This window comes from Paraburkholderia lacunae (genome assembly GCF_003353175.1).
GTDB lineage: Bacteria > Pseudomonadota > Gammaproteobacteria > Burkholderiales > Burkholderiaceae > Paraburkholderia > Paraburkholderia lacunae.
Genome location: NZ_QHKS01000002.1, coordinates 116,959 through 132,862 on the forward strand (window position 1 = coordinate 116,959; position 15,904 = coordinate 132,862).

The 15,904-nt window shown below is 64.0% G+C and carries 13 protein-coding genes and 1 tRNA gene; 9 read left to right on the forward strand and 5 right to left on the reverse strand.

All coding sequences use genetic code 11. The features are described from left to right. Positions 1-32 precede the first annotated feature (32 nt). The 3 genes from DLM46_RS03315 to DLM46_RS03325 all read right to left on the reverse strand — a co-directional run bounded on the left by DLM46_RS03315 (position 33) and on the right by DLM46_RS03325 (position 2,690). Positions 33-758, reverse strand: coding sequence for a DUF484 family protein (locus DLM46_RS03315; RefSeq protein ID WP_115099365.1), 726 nt, complete (start codon positions 756-758; stop codon positions 33-35). 100 nt (positions 759-858) lie between these two features. Next, entirely contained in the window at positions 859-1,722 is an 864-nt protein-coding gene (gene dapF, locus DLM46_RS03320; protein WP_115099366.1) for a diaminopimelate epimerase, read from the reverse strand. An 83-nt stretch (positions 1,723-1,805) separates the two neighbouring features. Next, entirely contained in the window at positions 1,806-2,690 is an 885-nt protein-coding gene (locus tag DLM46_RS03325) for a lipid A biosynthesis lauroyl acyltransferase (RefSeq protein ID WP_115099367.1), read from the reverse strand. 279 nt (positions 2,691-2,969) lie between these two features. On the opposite strand from DLM46_RS03325, the gene metK reads away from it, so the two are divergent. The 8 genes from metK (at position 2,970) to DLM46_RS03370 (ending at position 13,718) form a co-directional block, all read left to right on the forward strand. Further along, a complete protein-coding gene (gene metK, locus DLM46_RS03330; RefSeq protein WP_115099368.1) occupies positions 2,970-4,160 on the forward strand; it encodes a methionine adenosyltransferase in 1,191 nt (396 codons plus the stop codon). 359 nt (positions 4,161-4,519) lie between these two features. Then, positions 4,520-7,591 carry a formate dehydrogenase-N subunit alpha gene (gene fdnG, locus DLM46_RS03340; RefSeq protein WP_165847903.1) on the forward strand — a complete coding sequence of 1,024 codons (3,072 nt, stop codon included), beginning with the start codon at positions 4,520-4,522 and terminating at the stop codon, positions 7,589-7,591. 10 nt (positions 7,592-7,601) lie between these two features. Next, positions 7,602-8,528: a formate dehydrogenase subunit beta gene (fdxH, locus tag DLM46_RS03345; protein WP_115099371.1), complete on the forward strand. Its 927-nt coding sequence runs from the start codon at positions 7,602-7,604 to the stop codon at positions 8,526-8,528. Continuing rightward, a complete protein-coding gene (locus DLM46_RS03350) occupies positions 8,525-9,151 on the forward strand; it encodes a formate dehydrogenase subunit gamma (protein WP_115099372.1) in 627 nt (208 codons plus the stop codon). The genes fdxH and DLM46_RS03350 overlap by 4 nt, the downstream gene beginning before the upstream one ends. Before the next feature lie 151 nt (positions 9,152-9,302). Then, positions 9,303-10,229, forward strand: coding sequence for a formate dehydrogenase accessory protein FdhE (gene fdhE / locus DLM46_RS03355; protein WP_115099373.1), 927 nt, complete (start codon positions 9,303-9,305; stop codon positions 10,227-10,229). A gap of 16 nt (positions 10,230-10,245) precedes the next feature. Beyond that, positions 10,246-11,685, forward strand: a complete 1,440-nt coding sequence (gene selA, locus DLM46_RS03360; RefSeq protein WP_115099374.1) for an L-seryl-tRNA(Sec) selenium transferase — start codon at positions 10,246-10,248, stop codon at positions 11,683-11,685. After that, positions 11,682-13,604, forward strand: coding sequence for a selenocysteine-specific translation elongation factor (gene selB / locus DLM46_RS03365; protein WP_115099375.1), 1,923 nt, complete (start codon positions 11,682-11,684; stop codon positions 13,602-13,604). Before selA ends, selB begins: the two co-directional genes overlap by 4 nt. A 21-nt stretch (positions 13,605-13,625) precedes the next feature. Beyond that, positions 13,626-13,718, forward strand: a tRNA-Sec gene (locus DLM46_RS03370). 166 nt (positions 13,719-13,884) lie between these two features. On the opposite strand, the gene DLM46_RS03375 is transcribed toward DLM46_RS03370, so the two are convergent. Next, positions 13,885-14,256 (reverse strand): hypothetical protein, encoded by a 372-nt coding sequence (locus tag DLM46_RS03375; RefSeq protein WP_115099626.1) that lies wholly within the window; start codon positions 14,254-14,256, stop codon positions 13,885-13,887. Positions 14,257-14,717: 461 nt separating this feature from the next. Between DLM46_RS03375 and DLM46_RS03380 the strand changes: the two genes are divergently transcribed. Further along, a complete protein-coding gene (locus tag DLM46_RS03380; RefSeq protein ID WP_115099376.1) occupies positions 14,718-15,479 on the forward strand; it encodes a phytanoyl-CoA dioxygenase family protein in 762 nt (253 codons plus the stop codon). Positions 15,480-15,616: 137 nt separating this feature from the next. On the opposite strand, the gene DLM46_RS03385 is transcribed toward DLM46_RS03380, so the two are convergent. Continuing rightward, positions 15,617-15,823 carry a DUF3185 family protein gene (locus tag DLM46_RS03385; protein ID WP_115099627.1) on the reverse strand — a complete coding sequence of 69 codons (207 nt, stop codon included), beginning with the start codon at positions 15,821-15,823 and terminating at the stop codon, positions 15,617-15,619. Between the last annotated feature and the right edge of the window lie 81 nt (positions 15,824-15,904).

The following is a 15,904-nucleotide window of genomic DNA, read 5'->3' on the forward strand; positions in this document are numbered from 1 at the left end:
CGGCGTGGAATCGGTGTGGAATCGGCGCGCGATCAGCGCGGCAGCAGACGGCTCAGCGCCGCGCTTGCCAACGCGGCGATCTGCGTCAGGAAATCGGTGGCCATGCCTTCATGGAAGCGGCGCGGATCGGCTGAGCCCATCACCAGCAAGCCGAAGGTGGGCGTTTCTTCCTTGCCTTCGGGGTCGCGCAGCGCGAGCAGCGCGATCGACTCGGTGACGTGCGCGGATCCGCTGGCGTTATCGGCCGCCGGCGCCGCGTCGTCCGCGACCGCCGACACTGCCGGCGCCAGCCACTGTGCCGCTTCGAAGCCGGTGTTCGCGCCGCAATACGGCGTGGTGAGACTGTTCGCGAAGATCCGCACTTCCTCGCCGACGTGGCGCGCGAAGTCGGCCTGGGTGTACGGTTCGGCGATGTCCCACACACGCAGCGCGGCTTGCGGCACATCGAAAATCTCGCGCAAGCCGTAGGCGATCGTGCGCGGCAGCGCGTAAGGATCGCGCTCGGCCATCACGCGGATGGTCCAGCGATTGAATTTCGACGCGATGCTGTCGTTCTCGTGGCCATAGCGCAGCAGCTCGGCGAGGCGCCGTTCGAGCAGTTTGTTCTTGTCGCGCAGCATTTCCATCTGCCGTTCCTGCAGCGACACCGCGGCTTTGCCGTGCGGGTTCGCAAGCCGGATGGCCGCGAGCATTTCCGCGTGTTCGGCGAAGAATTCGGGATTGGCGAGCAGATATTCGGCGACTTCGCGATCGTTCATGGTTTCGGCTAAAGGACTACGGGACGACGCCCTCGGGCGGCGCATCGGTCAATGGGTTGAGTGGGAGGCGAGCTGGTTGGCCGGTTAGTCGGTTGGTCGGCTAATCGGCCAATTCGATTTCGCCTTCGAAAACGGTTGCCGCCGGGCCGGCCATCAGCAGCGGCGCGCCGTCCTGCGTAATGTCCCACGAAATCGTCAGCTTGCCGCCGTGCGTGTGCACGAGGACCGGCGCATCGAGCAGCCCGCGGCGGATGCCGGCGGCCACCGCCGCGCAAGCGCCCGTGCCGCACGCCAGCGTTTCGCCGGCGCCGCGCTCGTAGACGCGCAGTTTGATTTCGCTGCGGCCGACGATCTGCATGAAGCCCGCATTCACTCGCTGCGGGAAACGTGCATGCCGCTCGATCACCGGGCCGTCGGTAAGCACCGGGAAATCTTCGACGTCGTCCACCACCTGCACGGCGTGCGGATTGCCCATCGACACCGCCGAGATCCAGCGTGTCGCGCCGTTCACCTCGAGCGGCCAAAGCGTGTCGGCGCCTTCGCCTCGGCCTTCGAGACCCTTGGTGGCGAACGGCACGCGCTCCGGGTCGAACACCGGCGTGCCCATGTCGACCAGCACCTCGCCGTTCTCCTGCATGGTCAGCGTGATGGTGCCGTTCTGAACCTGCACGCGCACGCTGCGCTTGTCGGTCAAGCCGGTATCGCGCACGAACTTGACGAAGCAGCGCGCGCCATTGCCGCAATGCTCGACCTCGCCGCCGTCGCAATTGAAGATGCGATAGCGGAAATCGACGCCTTCGAGCGTGGGCTTTTCGACCAGCAGCAACTGGTCGGCGCCGACGCCGAAATGCCGGTCCGCGAGCGCGCGCACCCGTTCCGGTGTCAGGTTGACCGGTTGGGTGTAGCCGTCGAGCACGACGAAGTCATTGCCCGCGCCGTGCATTTTGGTGAATTTCAGTTTCATCACGCTATTGTAAGTGACGCGCCGGCAGGTGCGCCGAACTCCGCGCTATTTCAGCGTTTCGGCGCCGTTTCGACGCGATGTGCTCAGTACACGCTCGGCTGACCCGGCGGTCGGGTCTTGAAGCGCTTGTGAACCCAGTAATACTGCTCGGGGATGTGGGGAATATGTTCTTCGAGAAAGGCGTTCATGCGGCGCGCATCGGCATCCTCGTCGCCGGTGGGGTAGTTATCCCACGGCTTGAACACCTTCAGAAGGTAGCCCTTGTAGTTCGGCAGCACTTCGCCGATGAACGGCACCACCTGCGCGTGTCCGACTTCGGCGAGCCGTCCGACGGCCGTCAGCGTGCATGCCTGTACGCCAAAGAACGGCACGAACGTCGAGTTGCGCATGCCGTAGTCCATGTCGGCGCCGAGCATGACGGGCTTGCGGTCGCGCAGCCAGCGCAGCACGATGCGCGCGCTGTCAGCACGGCTTGCCATATCCGCGCCAAAGCGGCCGCGCGCGGCTATCGCCACGTCGTCGAGCACTTTGTTGGACATCGGCTGATAGAGCGCGCCGCACTGCCGGCGCAGTGCGTGATTAATGAACACAGAGCCTGCCTCGATACCGACGAAATGCGCGCCAAGCAATAGGGTGGGCGGCATGTCGGGATCGAGCAGGTCGATCTCGCTATCCACCTGCACGAGCTTTTCGAGCTTCTTCGCAGAGCCGAACCATTGCACGCTGCGCTCCACATAACTGCGAATCGCATGGCGGAAGTGTTTCTGCGCGATCTCTGCGCGGTGCTCCTCGCTCCATTCCGGGAAACACAAGCTCAGGTTGATATGAACGATGCGCTTACGCTTGCTGGGGATCTGATAGAGCAGCCAGCCAAGCCCATCGCCCATTCTTGCAACGAGGCCGTACGGCAGCAGCGCTAAAAATTTCAGCAGCCCAATGGCCAGGTGGGCACCAATACGACTCAGCATGCCGGCCCTCCGCGTGGGGCGTCGAGCGACGCTTTGCTCAAGAAACCTGGAAACGGGTTGAAATACGGCACGAGTGGACACTCTGTGACAATCAAAGGAAGTCGCTATAATAAAGGCTTCGCCGAGTTAATAGACAACTTGCGGGGCGAAGCTGCCAGGCGCGCGATCCATGTGGGGCGCGTCTGACGGTCATGTAATCCGCTAAAGCGTCGCCGCTTCAAGGCTCCCGAAGCTGGCTACGTGAAACTCAACCGTAACCACACAACAGGAGTCTGCAACGTGGCAAACGATTATCTCTTTACTTCCGAATCCGTGTCCGAAGGCCATCCCGACAAAGTCGCGGATCAGATTTCGGACGCAATCCTCGACGCAATCCTGACGCAAGACAAGTATTCGCGTGTCGCGGCCGAAACGCTGTGCAACACGGGTCTGGTCGTGCTGGCCGGTGAAATCACCACCACCGCGAACGTCGATTACATCCAGGTCGCGCGCAACACGATCAAGCGCATCGGCTATGACAACACCGAATACGGCATCGACTACCGCGGTTGTGCGGTGCTCGTCGCATACGACAAGCAGTCGCCGGACATCGCCCAAGGCGTGGACCGCGCGCACGACAACAACCTCGATCAAGGCGCCGGCGACCAGGGCCTGATGTTCGGCTACGCGTGCGAAGAGACGCCGGAACTAATGCCGCTGCCGATTCACCTGTCGCACCGTCTGGTCGAGCGTCAGGCGAATCTGCGCCGCGACGGCCGTCTGCCCTGGCTGCGTCCGGATGCGAAGTCGCAAGTCACTGTGCGTTACGTCGACGGCAAGCCGCATTCGATCGACACCGTCGTGCTGTCCACGCAACATTCGCCGGACATCGATCTGGCTACGCTGCGCGAAGCCGTGATCGAAGAAGTCATCAAGCCGACGCTGCCGGCCGAGCTCATCAAAGGCGACATCAAGTTCCTGGTGAACCCGACCGGCCGGTTCGTGATCGGCGGTCCGCAAGGCGATTGCGGTTTGACCGGCCGCAAGATCATCGTCGATACGTACGGCGGTGCGGCGCCCCACGGCGGCGGTGCGTTCTCGGGCAAGGATCCGTCGAAGGTCGACCGTTCGGCGGCGTATGCCGGCCGTTACGTGGCGAAGAACATCGTTGCCGCTGGTTTGGCGTCGCGCTGTCTGATTCAGGTGTCGTACGCGATCGGCGTGGCACAGCCGACTTCGGTGATGGTCAATACGTTCGGCACGGGCCGCGTGTCGGATGCGACGATCACGAAGCTCGTGCAGGAGCATTTCGATCTGCGTCCGAAGGGCATTATCCAGATGCTCGACCTGCTGCGCCCGGTCTATGAGAAGAGCGCGGCCTACGGCCATTTCGGCCGTGAAGAGCCGGAATTCACGTGGGAAGCCACGGACAAGGCTCTGGCGCTCGCCGAAGCCGCCGGCACGGAACCGGTCGCCGCGCTCGCAGAATAAGCGCACGCAGTTCGCTCTAACGAAAAACCCCGCCGGCGTGAGCCAGGCGGGGTTTTTTTATTGGCTTTGCCGACTCTGGGCTTGCCGTAGGGCGGACGGTCCTGACGCCGCACAGCAAGCGCGGCTACGGGCCGTGCTGTATGTGCTCGCCGCAAACAGGCTGCGGGTCGACGGTGCGCTTGGCGGTTGACTTACAACTGGTTGCTAGTTTTTCGGGCAACCGGTTGCTGTGTAGAGGAATGACAACGACAAACGGCCTGCCGGCAGGGCGCTGCATCGCAGCATAGGTAAGTGTCCCGCATCGCCGTGTAAGTTCTACACTGTAAGGACTGCGTAACCATAAAGCCGAGGATGACATCATGCTGCAATTGTCCCGGCGCCAATTCCTGAAGGTCACCGCGACCACCCTGGCCGGTTCGAGCCTCGCGCTCATGGGCTATTCGCCGGCAGACGCACTCGCCGAGGTCCGACAGTACAAGCTGGCGCGCACCACCGAAACTCGCAACACCTGCCCGTATTGTTCAGTCGGTTGCGGCATCCTCATGTACGGTCTCGGCGACAACGCGAAGAACGCCAAGCCGAGCATCATCCACATCGAAGGCGATCCCGATCACCCTGTCAATCGCGGCACGCTGTGTCCGAAGGGTGCGAGCCTGATCGACTTCATCCATAGCGAGAGCCGTCTGCGGTACCCCGAATATCGTGCGCCGGGCAGCGATGCATGGCAGCGCATCTCGTGGGACGACGCGCTCGATCGCATCGCGAAGCTGATGAAGGAGGATCGCGACGCGAATTTCGTCGAGACGACGGACGACGGCCTGAAGGTCAACCGCTGGCTGACGACCGGGATGCTGGCGGCGTCGGCGAGCAGCAACGAAGTCGGCTATCTGACGCACAAGGCGGCCCGCAGCTGGGGGATGCTCGCGTTCGACAACCAGGCGCGTGTCTGACACGGCCCGACGGTGGCAGGTCTTGCCCCGACGTTTGGCCGTGGAGCCATGACGAACCATTGGGTCGACATCAAGAACGCGGACGTGATCCTGGTGATGGGCGGCAATGCCGCGGAGGCGCATCCGTGCGGTTTCAAATGGGTGACTGAGGCGAAGGCGAACCGCAAGGCACGCCTGATCGTCGTCGATCCGCGCTTTACGCGCACGGCCTCGGTGGCCGACCTTTACGTGCCGATCCGCACGGGCACCGACATCGCGTTCCTCGGCGGCGTGGTCCACTACCTGCTGACGAACGACAAGATCCAGCGCGAGTACGTGCTCAACTACACGGACCTCGCGTTCATCGTGCGCGACGACTTCGCGTTCGACGACGGCATCTACTCAGGATACGACGCGAGCAAGCACGCCTATCCCGACAAATCGAGCTGGGACTATGTGCGTGGCGATGACGGCTTCGTGAAGGTCGACATGACGCTGCAGGATCCGCACTGCGTCTACAACCTGATGAATACGCACTTCGCGCGTTACACGCCCGAGATGGTCGAAAAAATCTGCGGCACGCCGAAGGACAAGTTCCTGAAGGTCTGCGAGATGCTCGCGTCGACGGCGGCGCCGGACCGTGCTGCGACCATCCTGTACGCGCTCGGCTGGACGCATCACTCGGTCGGTGCGCAGATGATCCGCACGGGCGCGATGGTTCAACTGCTGCTCGGCAATATCGGCATTGCCGGCGGCGGCATGAACGCGTTGCGGGGCCACTCGAACATCCAGGGTCTCACGGACCTCGGACTGCTGTCGAACCTGCTGACAGGCTACATGACGCTGCCTTTGCAAGCCGAGCAGGACTTCGAGGCCTACCTGAAGAAACGCGTGCTCCTGCCGCTGCGGCCGAACCAGCTCAGCTACTGGAAGAACTATCGCGCGTTCTTTGTGAGCCTCATGAAGGCATGGTGGGGCGACGCCGCCACGGCCGAGAACAACTGGGGCTACGACTATCTGCCGAAGCTCGACAAGTCCTACGACCTGATGCAGGGGCTCGAGCTGATGTACCACGGCAAGATGAACGGCTACCTCGCGCAGGGCTTCAACCCGCTCGCGGCCGCGCCGAACAAGGCGAAGAACCTGGCTGCGCTGGCCAAGCTCAAGTGGCTCGTCGTGATGGACCCTCTTGCGACCGAAACGTCCGAGTTCTGGAAGAACCATGGCGAGTTCAACGACGTCGACCCATCGAAGATCCAGACTGAGGTGTTCCGTTTGCCGACGACGTGCTTCGCCGAGGAAAACGGCTCGCTCGTCAGCTCGAGCCGCGTGCTGCAATGGCACTGGCAGGGTGGAACGCCGCCGGGCGAGGCGAGGAGCGACCTCGCGATCATGGGGGGCCTGTTCGTGCGCATGCGCAAGCTCTACCAGCAGCATGGCGGCAAGTACCCCGACCCGATCGTGAACCTGAGCTGGCCGTACTCGAACCCCGAGAATCCAACGCCGGAAGAGCTCGCGAAGGAGTACAACGGCCGGGCGCTCGCCGATCTTGCAGACCCGAAAGATCCGACGAAGGTGCTCGTCAAGAAGGGCGAGCAGCTCTCGGGCTTCGCGCTTCTGAAGGACGACGGGACGACGTCGTGCGGCTGCTGGCTGTTCTGCGGAGCGTGGACGCAGGCGGGCAACCAGATGGCGCGGCGCGACAACGCGGACCCGACCGGCATCGGCCAGACGCTCAACTGGGCCTGGGCGTGGCCGGCGAACCGCCGCGTGCAGTACAACCGCGCATCGTGCGATATGAAGGGCAAGCCGTTCGATCCGGCGCGCAAGCTGATCGCCTGGAACGGCAGCGCCTGGAGCGGACCTGACATCGCGGACTTCAAGGCGGACGAGCCGCCCGAGAACGGCATGGGCCCGTTCATCATGCTGCCGGAGGGTGTCGCGCGGTTCTTCGCGCGCGACGCGATGGTGGAAGGACCGTTCCCCGAGCACTACGAGCCGTTTGAAACGCCGCTCGGCTACAACCCCCTCAGTCCAAACAATCCGCTCGCGACGAACAACCCGGCCGCCCGCGTGTTCCCGGGCGACCGCGCGGCGTTCGGCAAGGCGGCGGAGTTCCCGATCGTGGCGACGACGTATCGATTGACCGAGCACTTCCATTACTGGACCAAGCACGTGCGCCTCAACGCGATCCTCCAACCCGAGCAGTTCGTCGAGATCGGCGAGGATCTCGCGAAGGAAGTGGGCGTCGCGAGCGGCGAGCGCGTGAAGGTGTCGTCGAACCGTGGGCACATCGTCGCGGTGGCAGTCGTGACGAAGCGGATCAAGCCGCTCATGGTCGACGGCAAGAAGATCCAGACCGTCGGCATTCCGTTGCACTGGGGCTTCATGGGTCTGGCGAAGCCCGGGTATCTCACGAACACGCTGACTCCGGTAGTCGGCGACGCGAATGCGCAGACGCCGGAATTCAAGTCGTTCCTCGTGAAGGTCGAGAAGGCGTAAGGGGGCAGCGATGGCACTGCAATCATTGGACATCAAGCGCCGCTCGGCCACCACGGTCACGCCGCCTTCCCAGCGTGAACCGTCGACGGGCACGGTGGCGAAGCTCATCGACGTGTCGAGGTGCATCGGCTGCAAGGCGTGTCAGACGGCATGCATGGAGTGGAACGACCTGCGCGACGAGGTCGGCACGAACACCGGCGTCTACGACAATCCGCGCGACCTCACCGAAAACTCATGGACGGTGATGCGTTTCTCTGAATACGAGAATCCGCACGGCGATCTCGAATGGCTGATCCGCAAGGACGGCTGCATGCATTGCGAGGACCCCGCCTGCCTGAAGGCATGCCCGGCGCCGGGCGCGATCGTGCAGTACACGAACGGCATCGTCGATTTTCATGAGGAGAATTGCATCGGCTGCGGCTATTGCGTGACGGCGTGCCCGTTCGACATTCCGCGGATTTCGAAGAAGGACCACCGCGCGTACAAGTGCACGCTCTGCTCCGATCGCGTCGCTGTGGGGCAGGAGCCGGCTTGCGTGAAGACTTGCCCGACGGGCGCGATCATGTTCGGCACGAAGGAGGACATGAAGCAGCACGCGGCCGAGCGCATCGAGGACTTGAAGGAGCGCGGCTTCGAGCACGCTGGGCTGTACGACCCCGCCGGGGTCGGCGGCACGCACGTGATGTACGTCCTGCATCACGCCGACCAGCCCTCGCTCTATCACGGCCTGCCCGACGATCCGCAAATCAGCTCGATGGTGTCGCTCTGGAAGGGTGTGACGAAACCATTCGCACTGGGAATCATGGCGCTCACCGCGCTGGCTGGATTCTTCCATTACACGCGGGTCGGACCGAACGAGGTGTCGGACGAAGACGAGACAGCCGCCCGTGAAGAGGCCCGCAAGATCAAGGAAAAACGGTCAGGAGCGCAATCATGAAGCCCGACGATCCGAACCAGATCGTGCGGTATACGCCGAACGAGCGCACGAACCACTGGATCACGGCAATCACGTTCGTGCTGCTCGCACTTTCGGGGCTCGCACTCTTTCATCCGTCGATGTTCTGGCTTACCGGACTCTTCGGCGGCGGGCAGTGGACGCGCATCCTGCATCCGTACATCGGCGTGGTGATGTTCGTGTCGTTCCTCCTGCTCGCGGTGCGTTTCTGGCGGCATAACTATCTCGATCGCGACGACGTCCAGTGGCTCAAGCACATCGGCGACGTACTCGCGAAGCGCGAGGACGAGCTGCCCGAGGTCGGGCGCTATAACGCCGGGCAGAAGGTGCTGTTCTTCGTCATGGTCGCGTGCCTGATCGTGCTGCTTGCGAGCGGCGTCGTGATATGGCGCGTGTACTTCGGCGGGATGTTCTCGCTCGGCGTCATTCGGTTTGCATCGGTCGTGCATGCATTCGCGGCGTTCGTGCTGATCGTCGGCATCATCGTCCATATCTATGCTGCGATCTGGGTCAAAGGGTCCGTGCGGGCCATGACACGAGGCACCGTTTCGCCAGGATGGGCCAGAAAGCATCATGCGAAATGGTTTCGGGAGAGCGTCAAGTAATCGCCGGGATCGCTCAGGCATGCGAAATTCGAATCGAGGCACCTTCGCAAGATGGGGCACAAGCGCGTCGACACCTATGAGACCGTAGACGTAAGATAGGAACGTCCGCAGTTCTCGTCGGCGTGTTCAGCTTGCACAGTGAGGTGAGCAAGTGATTCAGCGAATCCTGCAGCCCGGAGAGATCGAAGCGCTCGACCAAACCGCTATCCCGCGCATTCGTCTGCCGGATCGCGCCACTGTCTTTGCCGAGCGCGCCGCGCGCCTTCGCAAGCTCGCCGACCACAATCCGATCGCCGGCTACCTCCGCCTCATGGCTACGGTCGTCGACGCACAGCACCAGATTCTCGCAACGTTCTCCGCCAGGCCGCTCGCGCCCAACTCGCTAAAACTCGCTCAAGCGCATTCGATGCCGCTCGCGAGCGCCCTGGCCTCCGAGCGCGACCCCGCCTGGCGCGGCGTGCTGCGGCGCGTCCTCGACGGCGTCGATGCGGCAGGCCCTGTGACGCCCGCGCTCGGCAAGCTCCTCGACGGCCTGCGCGCCATGAGCGACGCCGAACTCGCCGCCGCCGCCGACGCCGTGCTAGCGCTGAGCTTTACGGAAGTCGACCCGGCCACGGCGCCGTTTCTGATGGCCGCGCTGCAGGTTGTCTGGACCGATATCGCGACCCGGCTCGACACGCGCGACATTCCCTATCTCGACACGCCCGGCCTCTGTCCCGTCTGCGGCTCGCCCCCTGTCGCGAGCATTGTGCGGATCGGCGGGCAATATCAGGGTTATCGCTTTCTGCAGTGCAGCCTTTGCGCGTGCGAGTGGCATATGGTCCGCGTCAAGTGCTCGCATTGCGATTCGACCAAGGGCATCGCCTATCACGGCATCGTAGGCGGCGATGCCCTCAAGGCCGAATCGTGCGACGAATGCCATACGTATCGCAAGATCGGCTACCAGGAGAAGGACTACGCGTTCGAGCCGCTCGCCGACGATCTTGCGAGCCTCACGCTCGATCTGCTGATGAGCGAGGCGGGCTTCCAACGCGCGTCGCCGAACCCGCTGCTCTGGCCGCAGTCGAGCGACGCGTAGCCCGGCGGAGGGCGCCATGAAAGAGACCTCCCGTAACGACTTGAACACGCTGTTCGCGCGCTTGCCGTCGGTGGAGCGTCTCATGTCGTCGGTGCCCGTCGCGCCGCTCGTCGCCGAGCATGGCCGCACGCAGGTCCTCGCCGCCATCCGCGCGACGCTCGATGCATGGCGGCGTGGGGTCCGGCTAAGCGCGCTGCCCGAGCGGGACGCCGAGCCGCCTGACGAGGCGTGCATCGCGGCCGACGCCGCCCGCACGCTCGCTGCCGATGCACGGACGCGTCTGCGTCCCGTGTTCAATCTGACCGGCACTGTGCTTCATACCAACCTCGGGCGCGCGCTCCTGCCCGACGAAGCGGTGCACGCCGTCGTCTCCGCGCTCACGCAGCCGGTGAACCTCGAGTTCGATCTCGCGAGCGGCGGGCGCGGCGATCGCGACGATCTCGTTGCCGATCTGCTGTGCGAGCTGACGGGCGCCGAAGCGGCAACGGTGGTCAATAACAACGCGGCGGCGGTGCTGCTCACACTGTCGGCGCTCGCCTCGAGAAAAGAAGTGGTTGTGTCGCGCGGCGAGCTCGTCGAGATCGGCGGAGCGTTCCGCATTCCCGACATCATGGGCCGCGCCGGCGCGAAATTGCACGAGGTCGGCACGACCAACCGCACGCACCTCGCGGACTACGAAGAGGCGATTGGCATGCGAACTGCGCTGCTGATGAAAGTCCATTGCAGCAACTACGCGATCCGCGGCTTCACGGAGTCGGTTGCCATCGGCGAACTCGCACGGCTTGCTCATGCGCGCGGCTTGCCGGTGGCGATCGACCTCGGCAGCGGCACGCTCGTCGACCTGGCGCAATGGGGTCTGCCGCGCGAGACGACCGTGCGCGAATCGGTCGAAGCCGGCGCCGATCTCGTCACGTTCAGCGGCGACAAGCTGCTCGGCGGCCCGCAAGCAGGGCTGATCGTCGGACGTGCCGACCTCGTCGCGAAGATCAAGAAACACCCGCTCAAGCGGGCGCTGCGCGTCGGCAAGCTGACGCTTGCCGCATTGGAACCGGTGCTTCGGCTTTATCGCGCGCCCGAATTCCTGGGCGAGCGGTTGACGACGCTGCGCCTGCTGGCTCGCCCGGCTGCGGAGATCCGCGCGTGTGCCGAACGCGTCCAGCCGGTGTTTGCCCAGGCGCTCGGCGCTGCTTATGTCGTCAGCATCGAGCCGATGTACAGCCAGATCGGCAGCGGGGCGCTGCCCGTCGATCAATTGCCGAGCTACGGGCTGGTCGCGCGCAACGCAAGCGCAAAGCGCAATGGCGGCTCGCTCGCGAAGCTTGAGAAGCGGTTGCGCGAATGGCCGCGTCCGGTGCTGGGCCGGATCTCGGACGACGCGCTCCGGCTCGACCTGCGGTGCCTCGAGGGCCCGCAGGAGGCCGCCTTCGTCGCGCAATGCGCAGAGGCGCACGAATGATTATTGGCACAGCCGGGCATATCGACCACGGCAAGACCACGCTCGTTCATGCTCTGACGGGCGTCGACACCGACCGCCTGAAAGAAGAGAAGGCGCGCGGCATCTCGATCGAGCTCGGCTACGCGTACCGGCCGCTCGACAACGGAGACGTGCTCGGTTTCATCGACGTGCCTGGACACGAGCAGCTCGTGCACACGATGGTTGCGGGCGCTTGCGGAATCGACTTCGCGCTGATCGCGATCGCCGCAGACGACGGCGTGATGCCGCAAACGCGCGAGCATCTTGCGATCCTCCAATTGCTCGGCATTACGCGCGGCGCGATCGCGCTGACCAAGATCGATCGCGTGGAACGCGCGCGTGTCGGGCAAGCGCGCGACGAAATTCGCACGTGGCTCGCGCCGACCATGCTGGCCGATGCGCCCGTCTTCGAGACGCAAGCGCTACAGGCCGGCGACGCCGGTGTGGCCGCGCTCGATGCGCACTTGCGCGAGGCCGCGCTCGCCTGGCGCGCGCGCCGCGACGACGGCTTGTTTCGGCTCGCTGTCGATCGTGTGTTCACGCTCGCGGGCGCCGGGACGATCGTGACGGGCACGGCGTTCGCGGGGCGAGTCAGCGTGGGCGACACGGTGTGGCTCACGCCGCGTGCAGAGCCGGTTCGCGTGCGCAGCGTCCATGTGCAGAACCGGCCGGCGCAGACCGGGCGGGCCGGAGAGCGTTGCGCGCTCAATCTTGCGGGCATTCCGAAGGAGCGGATCGCACGCGGCGACTGGATCGTCGACCGGCGGCTCGTGGCGGCGTCGGAGCGGCTCGACGTCGAATTGACGATGCTGCCCGATGCGGAAATGACGTTGCAGCACTGGAAGCCGCTGCACGTGCACCTCGCCACGATGCATCGCGTTGCGCACGGCACGCTGCTCGAAGGCGAGACGCTCGCCGCCGGGCAGGCTGCGCGCGTTCAACTCGTATTCGACGCGCCGGTCTGCGCGTTGCCGGGCGACCGCTTCATCGTGCGCAACGCCCAGGCGACGCGTACCGTGGGCGGCGGGCGCGTGCTCGATCCGTTCGGGCCGGCGAGGAAACGCCGCACGCCGGAACGGCACGCATGGCTCGACGCGTTGACGGCATGGCTCGAAACGGGGCGTATCGAGCCGCTTCTGGAGCAGTCGCCGCGTGGGATGCTTCGCTCGACGCTCGAGCGGTTGACGGGGAGGGCGCTGGACGACTCCACGTTGCCGGCCGAAGCGCTTGTCGTGCCGCTGCGGGGCTCGCATGAGGGCGAAGCCTGCATCGTGCTGCGAGCGCATTGGGCATGCATGCGCGCGAACGTCGTCGATGCGCTGCGGACGTTTCATGAGCGCTCGCCTGACGAGCAAGGACCAGACACGGCGCGGGCGCGCCGCATCGCCGCGCCGCTCTTGTCCGATGCATTGTGGCGCGAGCTCGTCGAGGTAATGGTCGCGGACGGCGAGATCACGCGAAGCGGGCCGTGGCTGCACTTGCCGAGCCACTCGGTCAGCTTCGATGCGAGCGAAGAGCGCCTCGCGGCGCAATTGCTGCCGCTCGTGGCCGCGGGGCGCTACGACCCGCCCTGGGTCCGCGATCTGGCGTCGGCCGTCGAGGTTCCCGAGGAGCAGGTCCGGCAGCTGCTGCGCAAGCTGGCCCGCAAGGGCGAGGTCTATCAGGTCGTGCGCGATCTGTTTTATCGGCGCGACACCGTGCGCGAGCTGGCGCGGCTGATCGCGCAATTGGCGGGCGAGCGCGGCGAGGGGCTCGCCGCTGCCTCGTTTCGTGACGCGACAGGCTTGGGACGCAAACGCGCGATTCAACTCTTAGAGTTCTTCGATCGCGTTGGATATACTCGGTTTCTCCACGAGGTTCATGTGCTGCGTGGCGACGGCCCCCTCCTGGAGGCGCTTTGAACGTTTGGTTGTCCTCTCGAAGGAAGGCATTCGCATCCGGTGGTGCGGCTGGGCTTCAAACCCAGTTGGGGGCGCCAGCCGCTCCCGGGCAGGTTCGACTCCTGCTGCTTTCCGCCTTGGAATCGCGTTCGCTTACCGCTACAGAATCATGCGATGCTCGGCAGTCTTCTCGAGGCTCTGACGACGTTGCCGAAAGTAGAAGGCACCCGCCCGCGCGGAACTGAAGTTCAAGGCGCATTGGGTGACGGCTTCAGCCTGACACCAAACCGTCAACCGGTTGCTAGCGGCTAGCGAACGCGAACGCAAACCAGCCTGTGCTGCCGCTCGTCGACATCCGGCGCGGACGTCGGCTCGTGCTCTGAAGCGCGGCGACCGGTGCACGGCGTGTGGCAGTCAACGCACGCGTTGGCGTCGGCTTGCGCAGCAGCGTGCGCAGCGAAAAGCGGCGCGCGGCGCCTTGTACGCGCAGCGCGGCAAAGAAGGTGTGGAACCAGGTGCGAATGCCGTCGACCGCTTTGGCGTCGCGCCATTGTTCACCGAGCGCGCGAGTGCGGGCGGAGTGGTGACGCAGCGCGCGTACCACATGGCGGCGCGCGGGGCGCGCCGCTTTCAATGCGGCGCGGGTAAGGCGGGTGCTTAGGAGAGTATGCATGGCTTCACAAGTGGGCAACGTGTCGCGCGACGGAAGGTGCAGCAAAAGGAGCACCAAATGTGCCAACGGCGGTGTCGCGATGGACGGCGCGTAAGCCCGGGAATCGACTGGAACGGGTACGGAGAACGGCGGAATCGGCCAGAGCGGCCTGTGCACGCCGCCGAAGTGCGGGAGTAGCGATCGACATGCGTGCAGGCTACACGCGATTCGTGACGTCAGAAAGTCCGTTCTTACCCTGCGAATACGGGTTTGTACGGAGTTGGAATAGCTTGCATGCCTGTGGGGTCGTGCCCTTTGCGCCCGTCTATCGTGCGCGGTTGCCCTTACAAAGTGCGACGCAATTCTGTTGCGCATGGAAGTCGGGCGTAAGGCTGCGGCTTGTTGGCGGGCGAAACCGCGCGCAGTCCGATCGCGCCCGTTTTACAATCCAGCATCAGCCAGTCGAAAGTAACGGAACACCCATGTCAGTTCACTCGAAGAAAGAACAGATTCAAACGTTGCGGGAGCAGGGCTTTGTCGTTGCGCCGGGACTAGTGTCGCCCGAGCGCTGCGGCGAACTGAAGCAGATTGCGGAGCGGCAATTGGAGGAAGCGGCAGCGCCGATCGAGTTCGAAGCGGATCTGCGCTATCCGGGTGCGCCGGAGTCGAAACATGCACCGGGCGGCCATACGGTGCGTCGGCTGCTCGATGCGTATGGGCGTCATCCGAGTTTTGCGCAATGGGCGACGGCGCCGGAAATTCGCGGCTGGATGGAGTTGTATTTCGGTGAGGAGCCGCGGCTATCGCGGGCGCATCACAACTGCATGATGACCAAGCATCCTGCCTATGGCAGCCTGACGGGCTGGCATCGCGACGTCAGGTATTGGTCGTTCGAGCGCGACGATCTGGTTTCCGTGTGGCTCGCTGTGGGGGACGAAACTATCGATAACGGCGCGTTGTGGTTTGTGCCGAAGTCACATAGTGCTGCTTTCACTTCTGACCGGTTCGATGAAGCCAAGTTTTTTCGCTCCGATCTGGAGGAGAATCAGGCGCTGATCCGGACCGCAGTTTCGCCGGAACTCAAGGCCGGGGATGTGGTGTTTTTCCATTGCAATACACTGCATTCGGCCGGGAAGAATCTTAGCGATCAGGTTAAGTTTTCGCTGGTGTTCACCTATCACGGGTTGAGCAATGTCCCGTTGCCGGGGTCGAGGTCGGCTGCCAAACCTGAAATTGCTTTTTAGGTTTCTTGCAGGTTTCTTGCCTTTGGCGGCGGCATTTGTTTGTGCGCCCGCCGCGTTGCCTCAAGAACACAATGAGAAAACAAGAAGAGGCAACGCCGTGGGCGCACAGACATACAGCGCCGTGCGACAAAACGACGCTACTTCTTCCGTCCCGAAACAGCCACCCCAGTCAATCCGGCAACAGTGGCGATAACGCCGCTCACGATCAGCATGATCGCCTTATTGGTCGGAGACCCAGTCAATACGCGCGAAACATCGCTGCTAACAGAATTGAACGCCTGTCCGCCGAAATACAACAACACAATCCCGCCGACAATCAACGCGATTGAAATCGCCTTCGTCATGATCCCTCCGATAAATCCGAGCGGCCCAGTGTAGGGGAACCGCGAGCAACCGTCCATCCCGCATACTGGGCTTCTGCATGT

Excerpts from the sequence above, each read along its gene's own strand:
- DLM46_RS03315 (WP_115099365.1), bottom strand. The coding sequence starts at position 758 with ATGAACGATCGCGAAGTCGCCGAATATCTGCTCGCCAATCCCGAATTC.
- dapF (WP_115099366.1), bottom strand. The coding sequence starts at position 1,722 with ATGAAACTGAAATTCACCAAAATGCACGGCGCGGGCAATGACTTCGTC.
- DLM46_RS03325 (WP_115099367.1), bottom strand. The coding sequence starts at position 2,690 with ATGCTGAGTCGTATTGGTGCCCACCTGGCCATTGGGCTGCTGAAATTT.
- fdxH (WP_115099371.1), top strand. The coding sequence starts at position 7,602 with ATGGCACTGCAATCATTGGACATCAAGCGCCGCTCGGCCACCACGGTC.
- DLM46_RS03350 (WP_115099372.1), top strand. The coding sequence starts at position 8,525 with ATGAAGCCCGACGATCCGAACCAGATCGTGCGGTATACGCCGAACGAG.
- selA (WP_115099374.1), top strand. The coding sequence starts at position 10,246 with ATGAAAGAGACCTCCCGTAACGACTTGAACACGCTGTTCGCGCGCTTG.
- selB (WP_115099375.1), top strand. The coding sequence starts at position 11,682 with ATGATTATTGGCACAGCCGGGCATATCGACCACGGCAAGACCACGCTC.
- DLM46_RS03375 (WP_115099626.1), bottom strand. The coding sequence starts at position 14,256 with ATGCATACTCTCCTAAGCACCCGCCTTACCCGCGCCGCATTGAAAGCG.
- DLM46_RS03380 (WP_115099376.1), top strand. The coding sequence starts at position 14,718 with ATGTCAGTTCACTCGAAGAAAGAACAGATTCAAACGTTGCGGGAGCAG.
- DLM46_RS03385 (WP_115099627.1), bottom strand. The coding sequence starts at position 15,823 with ATGACGAAGGCGATTTCAATCGCGTTGATTGTCGGCGGGATTGTGTTG.